The organism is Natronorubrum halophilum (genome assembly GCF_003670115.1).
Classification (GTDB): Archaea; Halobacteriota; Halobacteria; order Halobacteriales; family Natrialbaceae; genus Natronorubrum; species Natronorubrum halophilum.
Window position 1 is genome coordinate 1,096,104 of sequence record NZ_QQTY01000001.1, and the last position, 18,174, is coordinate 1,114,277.

General features: G+C 63.2%; 21 protein-coding genes. 6 read left to right on the forward strand and 15 right to left on the reverse strand.

Translation table 11 applies throughout. The features are described from left to right. Nucleotides 1-35: 35 nt before the first annotated feature. The gene (locus DWB23_RS05210; protein ID WP_121741715.1) at nt 36-824 is read right to left on the reverse strand and encodes an HpcH/HpaI aldolase family protein; all 789 of its coding nucleotides are present in this window, start codon (nt 822-824) and stop codon (nt 36-38) included. Between the two features lie 212 nt (nt 825-1,036). Here DWB23_RS05210 and DWB23_RS05215 point away from each other — a divergent pair, with 212 nt between their 5' ends. Further along, complete coding sequence (locus DWB23_RS05215) at nt 1,037-1,525, forward strand: cupin domain-containing protein (RefSeq protein ID WP_121741716.1); 489 nt, start codon at nt 1,037-1,039, stop codon at nt 1,523-1,525. Between the two features lie 24 nt (nt 1,526-1,549). On the opposite strand, the gene DWB23_RS05220 is transcribed toward DWB23_RS05215, so the two are convergent. Both DWB23_RS05220 and DWB23_RS05225 read right to left on the reverse strand, forming a co-directional pair. Continuing rightward, nucleotides 1,550-2,764: an MFS transporter gene (locus DWB23_RS05220; protein WP_121741717.1), complete on the reverse strand. Its 1,215-nt coding sequence runs from the start codon at nt 2,762-2,764 to the stop codon at nt 1,550-1,552. 190 nt (nt 2,765-2,954) lie between these two features. After that, nucleotides 2,955-4,313 carry an MBL fold metallo-hydrolase gene (locus DWB23_RS05225; protein ID WP_121741718.1) on the reverse strand — a complete coding sequence of 453 codons (1,359 nt, stop codon included), beginning with the start codon at nt 4,311-4,313 and terminating at the stop codon, nt 2,955-2,957. 266 nt (nt 4,314-4,579) lie between these two features. On the opposite strand from DWB23_RS05225, the gene DWB23_RS05230 reads away from it, so the two are divergent. Continuing rightward, nucleotides 4,580-5,989 (forward strand): APC family permease, encoded by a 1,410-nt coding sequence (locus DWB23_RS05230; protein ID WP_121741719.1) that lies wholly within the window; start codon nt 4,580-4,582, stop codon nt 5,987-5,989. 85 nt (nt 5,990-6,074) lie between these two features. Here DWB23_RS05230 and DWB23_RS05235 read toward each other — a convergent pair whose 3' ends face one another. From DWB23_RS05235 to DWB23_RS05245, 4 genes are all read right to left on the reverse strand, one after another. Continuing rightward, nucleotides 6,075-6,476 (reverse strand): SHOCT domain-containing protein, encoded by a 402-nt coding sequence (locus tag DWB23_RS05235; protein WP_121741720.1) that lies wholly within the window; start codon nt 6,474-6,476, stop codon nt 6,075-6,077. 61 nt (nt 6,477-6,537) lie between these two features. Further along, nucleotides 6,538-6,882: a hypothetical protein gene (locus DWB23_RS05240; protein ID WP_121741721.1), complete on the reverse strand. Its 345-nt coding sequence runs from the start codon at nt 6,880-6,882 to the stop codon at nt 6,538-6,540. Further along, nucleotides 6,879-7,001 (reverse strand): hypothetical protein, encoded by a 123-nt coding sequence (locus tag DWB23_RS23695; protein WP_275086288.1) that lies wholly within the window; start codon nt 6,999-7,001, stop codon nt 6,879-6,881. Before DWB23_RS23695 ends, DWB23_RS05240 begins: the two co-directional genes overlap by 4 nt. Nucleotides 7,002-7,171: 170 nt before the next feature. Further along, a complete protein-coding gene (locus DWB23_RS05245; protein WP_121741722.1) occupies nt 7,172-7,456 on the reverse strand; it encodes a hypothetical protein in 285 nt (94 codons plus the stop codon). Between the two features lie 151 nt (nt 7,457-7,607). On the opposite strand from DWB23_RS05245, the gene DWB23_RS05250 reads away from it, so the two are divergent. Then, nucleotides 7,608-8,009, forward strand: a complete 402-nt coding sequence (locus DWB23_RS05250; protein WP_121741723.1) for a 30S ribosomal protein S6e — start codon at nt 7,608-7,610, stop codon at nt 8,007-8,009. 26 nt (nt 8,010-8,035) lie between these two features. Beyond that, on the forward strand, nt 8,036-8,473 hold the full coding sequence (locus DWB23_RS05255) for a DUF7112 family protein (protein WP_121741724.1): 438 nt from the start codon (nt 8,036-8,038) through the stop codon (nt 8,471-8,473). 92 nt (nt 8,474-8,565) lie between these two features. Here DWB23_RS05255 and DWB23_RS05260 read toward each other — a convergent pair whose 3' ends face one another. From DWB23_RS05260 to DWB23_RS05295, 8 genes are all read right to left on the reverse strand, one after another. Then, on the reverse strand, nt 8,566-9,066 hold the full coding sequence (locus DWB23_RS05260) for a helix-turn-helix transcriptional regulator (protein ID WP_121741725.1): 501 nt from the start codon (nt 9,064-9,066) through the stop codon (nt 8,566-8,568). Between the two features lie 337 nt (nt 9,067-9,403). Continuing rightward, a complete protein-coding gene (locus DWB23_RS05265; RefSeq protein ID WP_121741726.1) occupies nt 9,404-9,862 on the reverse strand; it encodes a FlaD/FlaE family flagellar protein in 459 nt (152 codons plus the stop codon). Nucleotides 9,863-10,270: 408 nt separating this feature from the next. Then, entirely contained in the window at nt 10,271-12,001 is a 1,731-nt protein-coding gene (gene flaJ / locus DWB23_RS05270) for an archaellar assembly protein FlaJ (protein WP_121741727.1), read from the reverse strand. Between the two features lie 26 nt (nt 12,002-12,027). Continuing rightward, a complete protein-coding gene (locus DWB23_RS05275) occupies nt 12,028-13,707 on the reverse strand; it encodes a type II/IV secretion system ATPase subunit (RefSeq protein ID WP_121741728.1) in 1,680 nt (559 codons plus the stop codon). 1 nt (nt 13,708) lies between these two features. Next, nucleotides 13,709-14,437 carry an ATPase domain-containing protein gene (locus DWB23_RS05280; RefSeq protein WP_121741729.1) on the reverse strand — a complete coding sequence of 243 codons (729 nt, stop codon included), beginning with the start codon at nt 14,435-14,437 and terminating at the stop codon, nt 13,709-13,711. A gap of 2 nt (nt 14,438-14,439) precedes the next feature. After that, nucleotides 14,440-14,901, reverse strand: a complete 462-nt coding sequence (locus DWB23_RS05285; RefSeq protein WP_121741730.1) for a flagellar protein G — start codon at nt 14,899-14,901, stop codon at nt 14,440-14,442. A gap of 3 nt (nt 14,902-14,904) precedes the next feature. Further along, complete coding sequence (locus DWB23_RS05290; RefSeq protein ID WP_121741731.1) at nt 14,905-15,336, reverse strand: flagellin; 432 nt, start codon at nt 15,334-15,336, stop codon at nt 14,905-14,907. Nucleotides 15,337-15,359: 23 nt separating this feature from the next. Then, complete coding sequence (locus DWB23_RS05295) at nt 15,360-16,481, reverse strand: FlaD/FlaE family flagellar protein (RefSeq protein WP_121741732.1); 1,122 nt, start codon at nt 16,479-16,481, stop codon at nt 15,360-15,362. Between the two features lie 455 nt (nt 16,482-16,936). On the opposite strand from DWB23_RS05295, the gene DWB23_RS05300 reads away from it, so the two are divergent. Together DWB23_RS05300 and DWB23_RS05305 are read left to right on the forward strand one after the other, a co-directional pair. Then, nucleotides 16,937-17,512, forward strand: a complete 576-nt coding sequence (locus tag DWB23_RS05300) for an archaellin/type IV pilin N-terminal domain-containing protein (RefSeq protein ID WP_121741733.1) — start codon at nt 16,937-16,939, stop codon at nt 17,510-17,512. Nucleotides 17,513-17,514: 2 nt separating this feature from the next. Continuing rightward, nucleotides 17,515-18,114 (forward strand): archaellin/type IV pilin N-terminal domain-containing protein, encoded by a 600-nt coding sequence (locus DWB23_RS05305; protein WP_121741734.1) that lies wholly within the window; start codon nt 17,515-17,517, stop codon nt 18,112-18,114. Nucleotides 18,115-18,174: the final 60 nt, after the last annotated feature.

Consider the following 18,174-nt stretch of genomic DNA (forward strand, 5'->3'; position numbering starts at 1 on the left):
CGGGAGGCCGTCGCCCTATCGCACCCCGTATCGCCTTATCGCTCTTCGTACTCGTCGAGCCACGACTGCACCACGCCCTGCAACGCGCCGGTGGTGCTCCCGAGGTTCAGTAGCTGATATCCCGACGACGCCTTCTCGTTGACGTCCGCCATTCCGAACCCGAGGCCGCCGAGGGGGACGTCGCCCTCGAGCGCCGCCTCCCGAATCTCCTCGACCAGTTCCTCGACGTCTTCGTGGGTCGGCTCTCCGGGATGCCCCGTCGACACGGCGAGATCGAGCGGCCCGGCGAAGACGAATCCCAGTTCGGGGACCGCGAGGATCTCGTCCAGATTCGCCACCGCCGTCGGGTTCTCGATCGTCACGCCGACGACGACTTCCTCGTCCTCAGTGTCGGCGTAGTCGTCGGTCGTTCCCCACCGACTCGCACGCGGGGCCGCGAACCCTCGCTTTCCGGGACCGTCGTCGTACCGAAATCGCGCCGCCTGAACCGCCCGGCGGACGTCGTCAGCCGTCTCGATTCGGGAGACGAACAGGGATCGAACGCCGGCATCCAGCGCTTTCCGCACCATCCCCGGATCGGGTTTCGGCAACCGAACGAGCAGTTCCGTCCCGGTCACGTCCGCGGCCCGAAGCAGTTCCTCCAGTCGCTCGCCGTCCCACGGGCTCGGCCCGGCGTGTTCCAGATCGATCCAGACGAAGTCCAGCCCGAGTTCGCCGTAGAACTCGACGAGAGAGGGATTGTACGTGCTCTCGAGGACGCCGAGCGCGACGTCGTCGTCTGCGAGCGTGCGTCGGAGAAGGTTGGTTCGCGGTGAGGTCGCCATAGGGGACGGACGCCGGCGAGCGGGATAACGCTTGGCGGTGGGGTTGGTGGTCGAGGATTCGATCGAACCACGTGCGGTGGCGCGCGCTGTCGGCGGCCGAACGAGTGTGAGGGCAGCCGACGAATGCGTGCGAGGGATGAGGACCACAGCGACCGACGGGAGCGAGGACCGCAATCGGCTGGGGAGGACGTGGAATTCACCGCCGCCAGCGACTGCAGACCATTCGGCTTCCTCGTGTCTCTTCTACACGCTCGAGTGTTCGATACGCAGTCCAACTGGTCGCTCGAGCGATCGACATCACCCGCTACGTCCTCGAGCCGGGCGAGCGATTCAGCGGCTCGGTACACGCCCACTTCGACCAGGAGGAGGTGTTCGTCGTCCTCGAGGGCGAGGCCACGTTCGAGACTCGAGCGAGCGGCGACGACCGAACCGAAATCACGGTGAGCGAAAACGAGGCGATCCGGTTCGCCCCCGGCGAGTTCCAGTCCGGGCGCAACGCTAGCGACGAACCGGTCGTCGCACTGGCCCTCGGCGCGCCCCGCGAGAGCGAGGACGTCCATCTCTCTCGAATATCCGTCCTCGACGACAGGACCATCGAGTGCCCCGACTGCGAGACGAACCACATGCGAATCTCGAGGGCCGAGGCCGCCGACTTCGAGTGTCCTGCGTGCGACGCGACGTTCGCGTTGGACCCCGAGTAGCCCGCGCCGTGGCGAACCGCTCGGCTACCGATCCAGCGACCACAGCGCCGCGCCGGCGAGGACGACCACGAGCCCCCCGCCTGCGAGCACGGCCAGTCCGGGCGCGAACGAGCCCGTGGCGTCGTGTAACACCCCGATGAGCAGCGGCCCGACGAAGCCGCCGATCTCGCCGACGGCGAAGATGAAGCCGACCGCCGTTCCGGTCAGCCGGGCACCGATTCCCTCGAGATCCGGCGGAATCGCCCGGAGGAGCGGCGAAATCCCGCCGATTCCGAGCCCGGTGACGACGATGCCGAGGAGCACGAGCGCGCCGGTACCGCCGGCGATCACCCCCGCGACGCCGAGGAACGCGACGAACCCGCAGCCCGTTAGCGCGAGCCGTCGCGACTCGAACCGCTGCGACACCGCGGGCACCGTGAGTACGCCGACGACGTAGGCACCGATCAAGAGGCTCGTCGCCTGACCGGCCGGCCCGGCCGAGAGCCCGCGGGACTCGAGCACCGTCGGGAGCCACCCCTGCAGGCCGTGGTTGAGCAGCAGGTACATCGTCCCGATGGCGACTACCAACTGGAGTTCGCGGTGGGAAAGTACCAGCCGAAGGTCGGCGACGACCGACTCGAGGGAGAACGAATCGTCGGTGGCCATCCGCTCGTCGATCCGCACTCGGCGGGCGACGAGCGACCAACAGAGCCCGTAGGCCACCGCGACGACGCCGCTCCAGAAGAACAGCGGGCGCCAGCCGCCGAGCCACGGTCCCAGCACGGGTCGGCCGACGGCGAAGACGAGCGCCGAGCCCGCGGAAGCGCCGACGAGGTAGATCGACGAGGGCCGGTCGGTCTTCTCGGGCGGGAACAACACGCCGACGAGTTTCGGAAGGCCGAACGTGATCGCGGTCGCGCCGACGCCGAGTAGCAGCGTCGTCGCGAACAACGAGGGAAAGCCGGGCGCAACGCTTCTGAGGATCTGAGCGACGCCGTAGAGCAACACCCCGGCCGCGAGGCTCCGACCGGGACTGATCCGGTCCACCGCGAGCCCCGAGAGGAGGGCGATCGGAATGTACGTCAGCGGGACGGCCCCGGCGAGGATCCCAGCCTGCGTGCTCGAGAGTCCCACGTCGTCGATGATCACCGGGAGGTACGCCGGCAGCGAGAACCAGACGAACATCAGGCAGGTGTAGCTTCCCGACCCGAGGAGGACGAGGCCGTACTCCCGACGAAACTCGCCGGTCCCGAGACTCATCTAGCCGAAACGAGTGGCGACGCGACCGAGTAGTTTGGCGTAGCGGTCGATAGGACCGGGTCCGTTCGAGATGGTCGCCGTCTCGGTGGATCGATGCGACTGCTCGAACCCCACAGGCCAGTTTCGAACGCACCTGGGTCCGGTTCGATCGGCCGCTCGAGCTCCGACGAACCGCCAACTCCACTGCCCATCATACCGTCACGGTCTCGCCGAGTTCGGGCGCGCTCGAGTCGAAGCCGTCGCCCTGCAACTCCGCCGCGAACGCCTCGCAGCGGTCGCCGTGGTTGACCAGCACCGTGCTGTCGCGGTACGACTCGAGGTACTCGAGCAACCCGTCCCGATCCGCGTGGGCGGAGAAATCGTACTGCTCGACCCGGGCGCTGACGGGCATCACCCGACCGTCGATCTCGGCGCTGCCGGTCTCGAGCAGGTCGCGCCCGGGCGTCCCCTCGACCTGGTAGCCGGTCATCGCGATCTTGTTCGCCGGGTTCCCCCGGACCTCGGGGATGTACGTCATCGCCGGCCCGCCCGAGAGCATGCCGCTGGTGGTGATGATCGCCGCCTTCTGATCGACGATTCGCTTTCGCTGTCCGCGAGACGGCCCCCGTCTCACGTGGCCAGCAAGAGTTCCGCTCTTGCGCTGGCCGGTGACGAACCGGGCGTGAGAGATCGCTCGCCGGAACGCGTCGGGATCGCGGACGTATTCGGGATACCGCCGGAGCATCTCGGTCACGCGTTTGCCCATTCCGTCGACGTAACACGGGATGTCGTACGCCTCGCAGACGAGCATCAGTTCCTGCGTCCGACCGATCGCGAACGCGGGGACGACGACCGAACCGCCGTCCCAGAGCGTCGTCTCGACGCTCTCCACGAATCGCTCCTCGACGACGCGTCGGTCCTCGTGTTCGACGTCGGAGTACGTGCTCTCGCAGACGACGACGTCAGCGTCGGGACGTGCGGTCGTGCCCGAAACCAGTCGCTGTCCGCCTGCGGGCGAGACGCGGTCGCTCGAGCGGTCGCGTCTCGAATCCGTACCGCTCTCATCCCGACTGCTGTCCCCCTGCTCGTCCAGGTGGAAGTCGCCGGTGTAGAGCAGTCGCGTCTCCCCGTCGTCGACGAGGACGTGGGCGCTGCCGGGAATGTGGCCGGCGTTGTAGAACGTGATTTCGTGGCCGGCAGCCTCGAAGGGCTCCCGATAGCCGTGCGTCTCCGAGACCTGCGTGACGCGCTTGAGGTCGGGTTCGGTGAACGGACAGTTGTATGAGCCACCGTGCAGTTTGAGCGTGTCTCGAGCGAGCGTCCGGGCCAGTTCGGCGGTCGGCGGCGTCCAGTGGATCGACGGCCGAGCGGTCCCCGAGAGGAGGGCCGGAATCGTCCCGACGTGGTCTAGGTGACCGTGGGAGACGACGACCGCCTCGGGATCGGGCGTCTCGACCGGAAACTGCGGCGGGTCGGCCGTCAGCATCCCGAAATCGAGAAGCAGGGCGTCGTTCACGAGGAGCGCGCTTCGGCCCACCTCGCGAGCGCCGCCGAGAAATCGAAGCTTCATTACCGTCTATCCGTGCTCGAGTCGTTTTCCTCCATCGATTCCGGTCGCCGTTCGGACGCGTTGCAGACCACGTGCGAACGCGCGGATCGCCGACGAACGAGCGCCGATTCGAACGCGCCTCGCCGCACGGATCGACGTTCAGCCAATAAAAACCCAGTATGCGGAATACGGTTTACTATCTAACGGGATAGCCGTACTCGGTGCAACATCGTCCAAAGGATACATTACGGGCGTACGTGATAGACGTTACCTACGTCACACTGACTATGTCGAATACCACACAAAGCGGGCTCGAGAAGTCGTTAGGGCGAAAAGAGATGCTTATTCTGGCGTTCGGTGCGATGATCGGCTGGGGGTGGATCGTCCTCGCCGGCGACTGGATCCAGGAGGGCGGTCCGCTGGGAGCGATCGCCGCGTTCCTCGCCGGCGGCGTCGTCGTCGGCATCGTCGCGATCATCTACAGCGAACTGGCGTCGTCGATGCCGCTGGTCGGTGGCGAACACGTCTACAGCCTCCGCGCGCTCGGGCCGATCGGCTCGTTCGTCTGTACCTGGTCGATCATCTTCGGCTACGTCACCGTCGCTGCCTTCGAGGCGGTCGCGTTGCCGTCGGCGATGGCGTTTATCGTTCCCGGATTCGACGCGATTCCCCTCTGGAGCGTCGCCGGCGAACCCGTCTACGCGACCTGGATCCTCGTCGGCGTGCTGGGCACGCTCTGTGTGACGTACCTGAACTACATCGGCATTCGCGTCGCCGCGCAGTTCCAGATCATCATGACCGTCGTGATCGCGTTCGCCGGGGTCGTCCTGATCGCTGGAGCGTTCACGAACGGACAACCCTCGCCCGACGCGTCGTTCGGCGCGGGAACGGCCGGCATCTTCGCCGTCATCCTGATGACGCCGTTCATGTTCGTCGGGTTCGACGTCATCCCGCAGTCGGCCGAGGAGGCCGACGTCCCGGCGCGAACGCTCGGCCTCCTCATCCTGCTGTCGGTCGGGATGGCCGCCCTGTTCTACATCGCCGTCATCTGGGGCTCGAGTCGCGCCCTCTCGGGGTCGGCACTCGTCGACAGCTCGCTCCCCGCCGCGGAGGCGATGGCCGTCCTGTACGATAGCCGGACGATCGGACAGCTCATGGCGCTGGCTGGCGTCGCGGGGATCCTCACGAGCTGGAACGCGTTCATCATCGGCGGTAGCCGCGCGCTCTTTGCGCTCTCGGAGTCGGGAATGCTCCCGGAATCCCTCTCGACGGTCCACCCGCAACACAACACGCCCAGCAACGCAATCTTGCTCGTGGGCGGTCTGTCGGCGCTCGCGCCGTTCTTCGGTGAGCAGATGCTCACGTGGGTCGTCAACGCGGGCGGACTCGGCATCGTCGTCGCGTGGTTCCTCGTCGCCGTCTCGTTTCTGGTGCTCCGGTACCGCGAACCGGAGATGGACCGTCCGTACGAGGTGCCGGGTGGGTCGGTCGTCGGCGTCGTCGCGCTCGTGTTGACCGGCATCTTCGTCACGCTCTACCTGCCGGGCGGTCAATCCGCGCTGGTCTGGCCCTACGAGTGGCTCATTGTCATCGGCTGGAGCGCGCTCGGACTCGTGCTCTATGCGCTCTCGGGCGATACGCCGGTCGAGACGACCGACGAAGTGGTTCGCAGAATCGAATCGCTAGATCGGGAGTAAGGACAGAGTTCTCTTCGACGCCGGTCGCTCGAGCGACGACGGGCGGCGTCTCGCTCTCGCGTCTGCGGTCGACTCGCGGTCGGGGCTAGCGATCCCAGAGCCGCGTGCGATCGCTCGCGGTTCGCGAAGGGGCGTCGCCGAGACCGTCCGTGCGGTCGGAATCGTCGGTCTCGAGCAGACGATCCAGTTCGCGTTCGAACTCATCGTCGTCAAGTCGGCCGTCGACGTACCGGGAACGGAGTCGATCCGCCGGGTCGTCGTCGGTCGCGTCGGGACCGACGGACGCGGGATCGTCGTCGGTACCGTCGCGAAGTAACGACGTGAGGCCGACGACCGCCAGCACGCAGATGGCGAGGAATGCGAGCGTGACGACCGCCGCGACGATCGACAGCACGATACTCACGATCGTCGCGATGACACCGAGCACGACGAGGGCGAGCAAGAGGACGCCAGCACCTTTCAGGAGGGCGGTTCCCAGACGGGACATACGTGTAATTCGTCTCACACGCACAAAAACCTACAGCGTCCGACCCGATTCCGTCGGCTGCTCACGGACCGTTCGAGCGGGGGCCGTTCGGTCCTCCCTCGAACGAGGCAGTCCGCTTTGCGAGTCCGACGAGGTAGACGTCGAGCAGACAGACCAGCAAGACTGCGAGCGGGACGGCGACGTCGGTGTAGTCGACCGACTCGAACTGCAGCGCCGTCACGAAAAACGGCTCGCTGAATCCGAGCGCACCCGACAGCGACCGGGCGCTCAGAAACGCGAGCGCGAGGCCGTAGCAGGCGAACCAGATCGCCCCGCGTTTCCACTGACCGAGATAACAGTGACCGAGGCCGGCGACGAACACCGACAGCGGATACGCAGGCCAGATCGGCCGCGAGAGGTCACTCATCGGTCGACGTTGTCGTCCCCCGCGTGGTAGATGGACTCGCCCGGGAGGACGCGAGCGGCGTTCGCTCGAGGATCGGTATCGGTGGCCGCAGCCGTCGACTGGGACGCGAGTGCGGTCATCGGGCCGTGACTATCGGTTCGCAGGATGGTCTGTGTTTCGGTTGGTGGCGATAATGACCGCATCGCAGGTCTCGAATCGGTCACGAACGGGTCGACTGGTCAGTCAGGGAGAGAGCAGGCGTTCGGTTCTACTGTCCTGTTCGTTCTCGAAACCGGAATCGAACGCGCTCTCACTCGCGGTTTTGATACCGCTGAATTCCGAATCGACCGTAGCCACCGTAGGCGATCTCGAGCGAGCCGATCCACCAGTTCCACCGATCCGTCGGCGCGCCCTCGGGCGCATCCGAGAGTTCCTCGATGACCACGTCGTTCGTCAGCGTCGCCCCGACGTCCGCCGTGTACTGGCCGGAATCCGCGAGGTCGACGGCCTGACGGACGACCACGCGGGATTGCCCCTTCGTGCCGCCGAACTCGTCGCGCAGGCGGATCTCGAGTCGTCCGGGATCGATGAACACGGTCTCACCGTAGGTGGCCGACGCACTTGACTGTTCGAGTGAACGGAGAGGGACGGCGGTTCGCCGGTCGGGAGCAGCCGTTCTCGAACGACAGCGCGACAGTTCGGGGACTATCGATGTTCTTTTGAGCCACGACCGTCTTCCGTGGGGTATGGTAAGTTTCACTGTCGTCGTCGGCGACCCCGAATCCGGGTCGTCCTACCAGCTTGAGGCGGAGGAACAGGACGCGAACCGATTCATCGGCAAGTCCATCGGCGAGGAAGTCGACGGCGGGGCGGTCGGCCTCGACGGCTACACGCTCGAGATCACTGGCGGCTCCGACAACGCCGGGCGACCGCTCAACCCGGAGGTCGCCGGCGCGAACCTGAAGGAAGTGCTCATGAAGGAGCGCCAGACGGGCTACAAACCGTCGCGTGACGGCGAGCGCCGTCGAATCACGGTTCGCGGCCGCGAAGTTTCGGACGCCGTCGCACAGATCAACGCCTCGGTCACCGACCACGGGAGCACCGACATCGACTCGCTGCTCGGCGACGGTGACGCCGAGGACGAATAACCCCCTCGCGAATTTTCGCTTCGTCAATGGCAGATCGAATCTCGAGCGACCACCCGTCAGTACGGACGGTTCGGTCGACGTGTACCGAGACGGCGACCGGCGTCCGTCTCGAGGTACCGGCCGACGATCGCGATGCGTTCCCGACCGACGAGGTCGTCCGAATCATCCTCGACGGCGACGAGCTATTCGCACGAGTCGAACGGGCGTTAACCGGCGACGATCTTTCGATTCCGGGCGTCTACGAGACGCCGGATCAGGCCCGCGATCCGACCGGAGCGACGGACCGGCTTGCGACGTGGGTCGACGACCACGACGTGTCGATGAGCGGGTCGGTACTGGTCGACGTTATCGAACCCGAATTCCTCTACGGACTTCGATCCCCCGGCGAGACGACCTACTACGATGCCAGGGAGCCACCAAGCGATAGCCTGAGTGATATCGCGAAGAACGTAGAAGACCAGTAGGTACAGCCACCGTCCTCGAGCGAGAGTTCGGATCGCGGTGGCTGAACGACGTCTTCGGAAGAACGCGACGGGTTGTGAAACAGCGTCGTTGCTTAGAGCCGCGGCAAGAACGCATAGAGTAACAGCCCAAATGCGAGGTGTTGAACCATCGTTCGCTCGACGGTCGTTCGAACGTACTCCTCGTCAGCGATCGAATACTCTTTCGTTCGAACCTTTGCGTGCATCGAGAGCACGTCCGCTTCCTCCAGATTGTGCAATCCCGGATAGACGGTACCCGGACTGAGTTGGGCACCGAAGAGGTGGGTCAGATCCGAAAGGAGTTCCTTCCCGTGAGTCTCTTCGTGCAGAGCGATGAGCATCAGGAGAATTTCGTCGAGGTTCTCCTTGATAATCGCCTCGTCGAACTGCACGTCGTCCGTCGGCAACGCGCCGTTTACCTGTGCCATCAACTCGTCAAGTTCGTGTTCGACGTCTTTGGTCGACTTCTCAGCAGCTCCGAAAGAAATGTCGTACGATTCCGACTGATTGTCTGCAGCCGCCGCCCTCGACAGTTGGTCGAGTACGGACTCGGTATCGGGTGTATCCTCACGCATTAACGATCACCAGTTGGGGGGTTCGTGAGTGGAGCGTACACGGCAGTCGGCCACGCACTACCGACGGAGCAGTGGATACGACACCAATCACGACTATTGAGTTCCTGGCACGGACAGATATTAAACGACAGGGTATTAGACATTCACAGGTTTAATAATTAAATAGTATCTGAATAATATAATAACTAATTATTTCATCGTTGGTTAGGAATACGGAGAATACGGTCATGGAAAATAACATTTGTGGTGTGAGGGAGAGATATATAATTAGAAGTGCAATTCCTTCCCATAACACGTTACCTCTGATAAATCTATTGGCCACTTTCCAAATATATGATCAGTGAGTCGCCCCCCCATCGCGGATGATACTGACCATCTCGTCTTGCTCGTCGGCCTCCTCGTCTTCGTCGATCTGTCGCTCGACGCGCCGTTCGGCCATCCGGGCGATCATGACGTGTTCCTCAAGATCGTCGCCCCTGATCCTCGCAACGTACTCGAGGCTCTGGGCGTGGGCGCTAAACAGCGTCCCGCTGAGCGACTCGAGGGGGTACTCGAGGGTGGTCGGTTCGTCGTAGCGCTTGTTGTGGATCTCGCCGAGCGAGAGGCCGCGCAGGTACGACGTCATCTGGTCGCGGACGAGCGGGCTGATCCAGCCGATATCCTCGTAGTAGCGCAGACAGTTCAGTGCACCCGTGGTCCCGAACGTCTCGCCGAGAAACCGGGCCCACTGAATGGTCGCGTCGGTTCGCCCGGCCGATCGTTCGAGGGTCTCGAGGTAGGGATTTGAGTCTGACATGGTAGCTGGCCGACGTGGCCGATCTATACCGATGACAGTGATGGAACTATCAAGAAGGTTCGTTCGATTACGAACGGTGAGTCGCCGGCTTGGCGGGTTCTGCGACGGTTTTACGCCGAAACCGGCCATAGCGGGCTCTCGTCGAAACTGACGGAGGTGGCCGGATCGACCGATCGCTCACTCCGGTTCGCTCACACTGATGAGGGTACCCACGGAGCCGAGGACCGCTCGACGGTTCATACTGAAAGTGTGCGGAGAGTGTACATATCGTTTTCAACTAGCAACTCAGCGGGCGATCTGGACGAGACGAGAGCCCCGGTGAGCGCGCGTGTCACGCCGGTATCGCTCGAAAAACGGATGCGACACCACTTGGCAGGGGCTGAACCGACCACCTACCGAGCAGTTACGCTAGACGCTGATGACGAAGTTGACCACGTACTGGGTGACGACGGCGATGATGGCACCGAGCCAACTCATGAAGACGAAATGGACCAGTCCGCTGATGATGTGGCCGCGGTCCGTCATGCGGATCATGATCGCGGAGAGCAACGCGTTGATGAAGATCGTCGCGATCAGGAGGTACTCGATCACGACGAGGTTGTACTGGCTCGTGTGGAGAAACGAACCGGCGATATTGCTCGCATCTCCCTGATCGAGGTTCATCTCGCCCGTGATATCGATCATGATCTCGACGACCTCGAGACCGATGAAAAAGGCGAAGACGCTCGCAGCCGTGATACCGTACAGGACCCCGACTAGCGTCGTCGTCGCCTGCTGGCGCTGCTCGCGAACTTTGAGCACTTCGTTCTGGTTCTGGCTGATCACCTTGCCCAGTTCCTTCGGGTCGCCGCCCATCTGTCGGCCGACGACGTACATGTCGCCGAACTTCTGAATGAGGTAAGAGCCGGTTTCGGCGGCGAACAGCCGCCACGATTGAACGTTGTCGATTCGCATGTTGAGTCGCTTGTAGAGGGCGTCGATGTTGTCGGTTAGCGCGCCGAAATCCTTCTTTCGCAGGCTCTCGAGAACGCTTCCAGTCGAGGTCTGTTTGACGCTCTCGACGGCTCCGAGCGCCCGGATAAAGCTGGGAAACTCCCCGTCGCGGACTTTGACCTTTTGTTCCTCCTGGCGCATCCGCCAGCCGGGGTAGAGCAACGGGGTTACCGGAGTCGCCAGAAGAATCGGGACCGGGACCTCGATGGGGGACGGGACCGCGCCGACCAGAACGCCGACGGCGACCACCGCGAGGAGGAGGCTGCTTCCGCCGCCGATCAACAGCGCTCGAGGGATTCGATCGAGCGGGGTAGATCCGGCGGTGTCCTCGATGTACCAGAGCGGGTCGTACGGCGAAATGACGTGGATCGCGTAGACGAACGCGACCTGGACGATCGCGAACATGGCTATCGTCCCGGCGATGAGTAGCGTGGGACTCGTACCGATCAGAATCGGCAACACGATCGCAAAGACGAGGATGAACGCCACCGACAGCATCATCGACATGTACAGTTCCTTCATCACGTCGATCTTCGCCAGGTCGGCCTCGTAGCGCGTGACGAACTGCTGGATGATCGTATCTTGCTCTTCCATCAGGAAGTCGCTGATCTGCTGGCCGCCACCGACCGTGTACGCGAGTCGCTCGAGAAAGTCGGTCAACAGGGGGCTCGAGGTCTGTTTGGCTCGAATCCGACAGGCGTCGTCGAGGCTCTGGTTCCACGTGTCGACCATCGCGACGAGGTGTCCCATCTCCTCGGCCAGCGCGTCGTACTCGTCCTCCTCCGCGAGCGTTCGAAAGATCTCGACGCGGTTGATGTTCGTCATCGAGAGGACGGTGATGTGGGTCAAAAAGAGGTGAAAGCGCTGGCGAACCTGCTTTCGCCTGCGATCCTGGGACAGTTTCGGGTAGATGATCGCAACCACCATCGCCAGCAGGCCGAGCAACACGACGGGAATCGCGACGAACAACGAGAGGCCGAAGACGATCGCCACCACTATCGCCCCGACGAACAGGCTGAATGCGGGTGCGAGCGCGATCAGGAGATATCGCCGGGTGGACATCTCCATGTTCGCATACGCCACGTTGAGCGACTCGAGTACCGAACGGGCGCTCATATCGGGCGCGGAGTGGGAATCTGTCGACATTGGCGGTGGTGTGGGTCGGTCGTCGCTCAGGCGAACTGGTTGAGCCCGCGGATCTGGATCGGCAGGCCCTCGAGGCCGTCGCGCTGGTAGTCGGCGATCGCGTCGTTGACCTCGTGGTAGCCGAGCACGTCGGCGTCGATGAGTTGACGGATGATCTCCGCACGCCGATCGAGTTCGTCGTAGATCTTCCGGGTGTCCTGGTAGCCCAACAGGGTCGCGATCTGTTCCTCCAGAACGTAGGAGTTGTTCCGGCCCGTGAAGGCGACGTCGTCGTCTCGAGGGTCCCACTTGAACGCCTGCCGGGTGACGACGCCGCCCTCGTAGTCGGAGTAGCCCTCGATCTCCTGTACGGAGGTCACGCGGCGGAGGACATCGTCGCCCTGTTTGACCCGATTCTGGAAGAGGGCGACGTCGCAGTTGTCCATGAACGTCTCCGGGACGTTGATCGGGGCTCCGGTAAACCGCTGGATCATCGAAACGATGTCGCTCGCGTGGAAGGTCAACATGACGGGATGACCGGTCTGGGCCGCCTGGAACGCCATCTGCCCTTCCGCTCCGCGGACCTCGCCGACGATGATGTAGTCCGGCCGCGAACGGAGGGCGGCCGCGACGAGATCGAACATGTCGACGTCGGCCGACTCGTCACCCGATCCCTCGCGCGTCAGGAGTTGCTGCCAGGTGTCGTGGGGCGGCAACACTTCCGCCGTATCCTCCGCGGTGTAGATCTTCGAATCCTGCGGGATGAACGAGAGGATCGCGTTCAGCGTCGTCGTCTTTCCCGAAGCCGTCTCGCCGACGACGAACACCGTCTGCTCGTTCTCGAGGCAGAGCCAGAGGTACGCGGCGAGTTCGGGACTGAGCGTTCCCCACTTCGTGATCTGGAAGATCGACAGCGGGATCTCCTCGCCCTGCCGGATCGTCATCGACGGTCCCTGGACGGAGACGTCGTCGGAGTAGATGATGTTGATACGCGACCCGTTGGGTAGCGTCGCGTCGATGACCGGATCCGAGTCGCTGATCGGGTGGTTCATCCGCTCGCCCATGTTTCGCAGCCACTGTTCGAACTCTTCGGGCGTGCCGAAGTCGACGGTCGCCGAGATCATGCCGTAGGTGCCGTGATCGAGGTAACACTGCTTCGGGCCGATCACGTGAATGTCCTCGTTTGCCGTGTCGGCCATCACCGGTTCCAGCGGGCCGAGTCCGACGATGTCCCGCTGTAGCTGGTAGCGCAGCCGATCGAACTGGTCTCGCGAGAGGGAGATCTTGCTGGACCCGAACGATTTGAGTCGGCCGATCGATTGCCCGGTTATCCCCGACGTGATCTCGACGACGGCGTCGAGCAGTTCGTCGAGGTGCTCCTCGAACTCCTCGTTGTCGCTCGGGGCCGGTCGAGTGACGCTCTTATCGAGGATTCGCTGGCGGATCTTGTTGTACAGCGCCGTATCCTCGTCCTCGAGGGTCGGTTCGACGCAGTAGTACGTCGTGGAGATCCCCATGTCACCGTAGACGTGACAGAAGATCGGAGCCTCGGCCTCGTAGATGACGTTCGGCCGGTTGGATTCCCACTCGCCGCTCGGTTCGTCGATGAGTTTCGGGTACTCGTTGTACTCCTCGTAGAACCACTCGAGGTGCTGTCGAAGGTGCGGGTGCTCGTCCGCCAGCGCGTCGAGTTCGTTCTCGAGTCGCGCGGAGCCGAAGTCGGCCATCTTACGCCACCGTCCGACTGACGATCGAGATGCCACGCCCCTGCTGGACGTTGAAGCCGATCGAATCGTCGACCGGCGTTTTCATGTTCTGGAAGCGACGCACGAGGATCTTCCGGCGGATCTCCTGGCCGACCGCGTTCGTCTCGATCTGGAAGTACACGTCGGCCACGTTTCGCAGCGGACGCAGGGCGTCGTCCCGGACGCTCGTCGGGTCGATCGTCAACACGATCGTCTTGTCCCGCATGGTCACCTGCCGAAGGAACGTGACGAGCCGCTGGATGACGTGATCCTCGTTCCCCTCGTCGATAACGGCCTCGTAGTTGGGATCGTTTCGCAACAGCGCGGAGAGCGTGTCGATGTAGACGACGTCGGCTTTCCAGAGCGTTTCCGCGCTCGCGAGTCGGGCGAGCAGTTGCCGTTTTTTCCCCTCGTCGTGCGTGTCGACGTTCGCGTGAAGGAAGAGCAGCTGCTCGTCTAACAGCAGGTCGACGACGTCGTACGACAGCGAGTGCATCTGCTGGACGTACTCCCAGGACTCGAGTTCCGTCGAGATGTAGGTCACGTACGCGTCCTCGGTTGCCATCCCGTAGGAGAAGCGCTGAGAGAGGGCGCTCTTGCCAGCGCCGTCTTCACCCTCGATGAGCACGATGCTCCCCTCCGGGATGCCGCCACCGATAGCCGTGTTCACGCGATCACTGTCGGTCAGTCCGATGGAGTAGTAGTCAGTCATGATTAGGGCACGTAGATCTCGAGGGTTTCCCGGTCGCCGATAGCGATGACGACGACTCGGTGCTCCTCGCCCGTCTCGAGGGTCTGGTCGCTTACGTCGAGTTGGGCAACCTCGCCGCTGCGCAAACTGGAGTCGCCCGCATCCCCGTAGACCGTAGCCGTCACCGAGTTCGTGACGTACTCGCCGTTGACCAGAACGTCGATATCGCTTCCGTCGACGGCGAGCGTCTTCTGGCCGGTGTTTTTGACGAGGATCGAGACGGTGTCGCCGTCGTACACCGCGTCGCTGCCGGGGTCGCTGATGATCTCGATGTCGGTATCGATCTGGTCGCTGACGTCGCCGCTGTGCGTGTCGATCGACCCGCTAATATCGGTAACCGTCGTGACGAGCGTACCGGCGACAGTGGCCGCGACGAGCATCGCCGCGATGAACAGGATCAGCGTCGAAACGGATTCGCCTGCCATCGATCACACCTCGAGCGTCTTTGCGAGTCCGTGTTCGGTCACGATCTTCACCCGTTCGGGCCGGTCGGCCTCGACGGTGATCGAGAGCGTTTCGCCTGGCTGCCAGAGCTCCCTGCGCTCGCTTCCGTCGACGAGCGTATCGCCGTCGTCCAGTTCCACGTACTTCCCGTCGACCAAGAGATCTGTCGCCGGCACCGACAGCGTCGTCGATCCGGCGTTGGTCACGTTCACCGTCAGTGCACGCTCCGTCTCGTTGTACCTCGACTCCTCGAGCGCGAGGTCGCTATTGTAAATCTCGAGGGTCCGATCGTCGCGGTCGTCGATCGCCGTCAGCCGTTCGTCGTGGGCCGTCTGGAGGACCGGATAGGCGATGCCGGCGGCCATGAGCACGCCGACGAAGATGATTGCCGTCGCCCCGCTGGTACTGAATCCCACGCGTGATCACCTCTCGAGTCGGGTCACGGTCCCGGCCCCGATCCCGCCGACTGCTTCGGTTCGACCTCCCGTTTCGTCTCGTGGATCTCCCGTATCTTCATGATGTACGTGTAGCTGTCGGCGTGATCCTCGGCGGTCAGCTCCTCCGGTGCCGTCCCCGGATCGACGTGAATATCGAGATCCGGACCGCTGAGCACGCCCTCGAGGTGCGTTTTGACCCTCTCGTCGATCCAGCCGATCTCGGCGTAGTAGGAGATGGCTCGCAATGTCGCCGCCGAACCGGCCGTCCGAACTAACTGGGTGAGCCACTCGAAGACGATAATGTCGGTCGCGTACGTGTTCGGGAGCGCCGTGAGAGTGACGTCATCTTCGTCGGCGGCAGCGGCGTCGGTGGCGTCACTGCTCGCTGTTGCGTCGGACGGCTCATCAGCCGGCTGGTCGACGCTCTCGGTCGCCCGCACTTCGACATGCGTATCGTCCGGTTCCTCGTCCTCGTCGAACGTGATCGTCCGCCCGCCCGCGGACTGGGCCTCCGCCGCGTCCTCGATTACCCCCTTGAGGTCGTCGAACGAGACCGTCTCGTCGCCGCTCGAGGGCTGCTCAGTCGCATCGAGATCGAATCCGCCCTGCGTCCGGCTCTCGTCACCGGCTTCGTCCTCGCCGAAGACGCCGAAGCCGTTTCGCTCTTCGCCCGCCCCGGTGAACGGGTTGACGTCGTCCGTGACCATATCGTAGACGCCCAGAAGCTGGCGAACCGTTTCGTTTACCTCCTCGACCTGATCCGCGACCTGTTCCTGAGAGTCCCGAACCGAACCGAGTCGAGCGCTTTTGGACTCGAGTTCCGCCTCGAGTTCCTCGATTCGGTAGTAGAGGTCGTCGATGTCCTCGTCGCCATCCGAACCGCGGCTGAAAATGCCGCCGCCGCTGTCGCTCCGTTTCGCGGAGTCGGACTCGGTGCTCTCGTCGTCCGTCTCGTCGGACGCCGTTTCGCTCCCCTGAGACTGCTCCCCAGCAGCGGCGTCCGCGTCGTCGAGCGACTCGTCGTCCGCTTCTCGACGTTGCTCGCGCTCGCGACCGCGGCGACCCCCACTGCTGGTGAGGAAGTCTTCGATAACGTTGCGGAAGTGCTCGAGTCCGAAATTCATGATCTCCTACGTGTCGTGACTCGTCGGTTCGATTCGCGCGGGCGCTACGGCCGTCTCGAGATCGGCGATACCCGCCGACGGCGTGTCTCCAGTCGCGGATCGAACGGTCATACTACTCCTCAGTAATGGGCAAGTTCCTAAAGGTGTACGCTCGAGTTCGCCCGCCGTTTCGAGACGTGAGTCGAGTCTCGATACGCCCGCTGAAACCGTACAGAGCTTGATAGTATCCCTAGCCATTGTCTCCGCCGGGGTGCATCCCCAGATACTGTGATGCCAACCATCTCGCCACGCTCCGGCCTTCGACGGGACCCAATCGACATTCCGTCGCCACGCCCGCGGAGGGAGCGACGGGCTCGCCCCGTCAGGCCGGAAGGGAGCGTCCACGCGGATTCTCGAGTGCGTTACACGCGGTGTGACGCGCTGTCGGCGAGGAGGGCACGCAGGGTGTACGCATAATGTTCGAAACAATAACAGACGACGACGAACGTGGCCAGGTGGGTATCGGTACCCTCATCGTATTCATCGCGATGGTGCTGGTTGCAGCGATTGCGGCAGGTGTACTGATCAATACGGCCGGCTCGCTCCAGAGTCAGGCCTCCGATACCGGTTCAGAAACCCAACAGGCGGTGGCGAACCAGATCGAGGTTATTCACGCATACGGAGACGTTGATGGGAATAGTAGTATCAGCGACGTTAATCTGGTCGTCAAGAAATCGGCCGGCTCCGACGTGATCGACCTCGATTCGATGACGGTGCAGTTCACGAGTGAAACCACGTCAGAGACGCTCGAGCTGGGAGACGGTGCACTCACCAGTAGTGGGCTTGCTGGAACGGACTCCGATACGGCGCTCGTAAACACCGACGATCGAATCGAACTGCAGATCGATCTCACGGCGGTTGACGGGGGTTCCTCGATGGGAACTGGCGATAGCGCGACGGTCGAAATCGTCGACCAGTCCGGTGCGACGTTCACCTACGGCGTGACCGTCCCGCAGACGTTTAGCGACGACGCGAATGTCGTGGAAGTATAATAATGTTCGAACGAATCACAGCCGAAGACGAACGCGGACAGGTCGGGATCGGGACGCTCATCGTGTTCATCGCGATGGTGCTGGTCGCGGCGATCGCGGCAGGCGTGTTGATCAATACGGCCGGTTCGCTCCAGAGCCAGGCCTCCGATACCGGTTCGGAAACCCAACAGGCGGTGGCGAACCAGATCGAAGTCGTACACGCCTACGCGGAGACCGGTACCCCTGGCGACCCGTACCAGGATCTGAATCTGGTCATCAAGAAATCGGCCGGCTCCGACGTGATCGACATGGAGTCCGCAACAATCCAGTACACGAGTGAGGTCGATTCGGTAACCCTCGCTCACGAAACCAATCCCGATTCGGTGGCTGGAGAGGAATTCAGCACGGTTAATGCGACCGATGGGACCGTTCAGAGCTCGCTGACGAGTACGGAAGACCGGCTCGAGCTCTCGATCGATCTGGATGCGACGACCGGAACTGATCCGCTCTCGCCCGGCGACAGTGCGACAGTTGCGATCGTCGATCAGTCCGGTGCGACGTTTACCTACGGCGTGACGATGCCACAGACGGTCAGCGGCAACCAGACGGTCGTCAACGTCTAGACACTTCACACGATCCGACGGACGAGATGGTCCCGGATCGCGTGTCACATTCTCGATCCC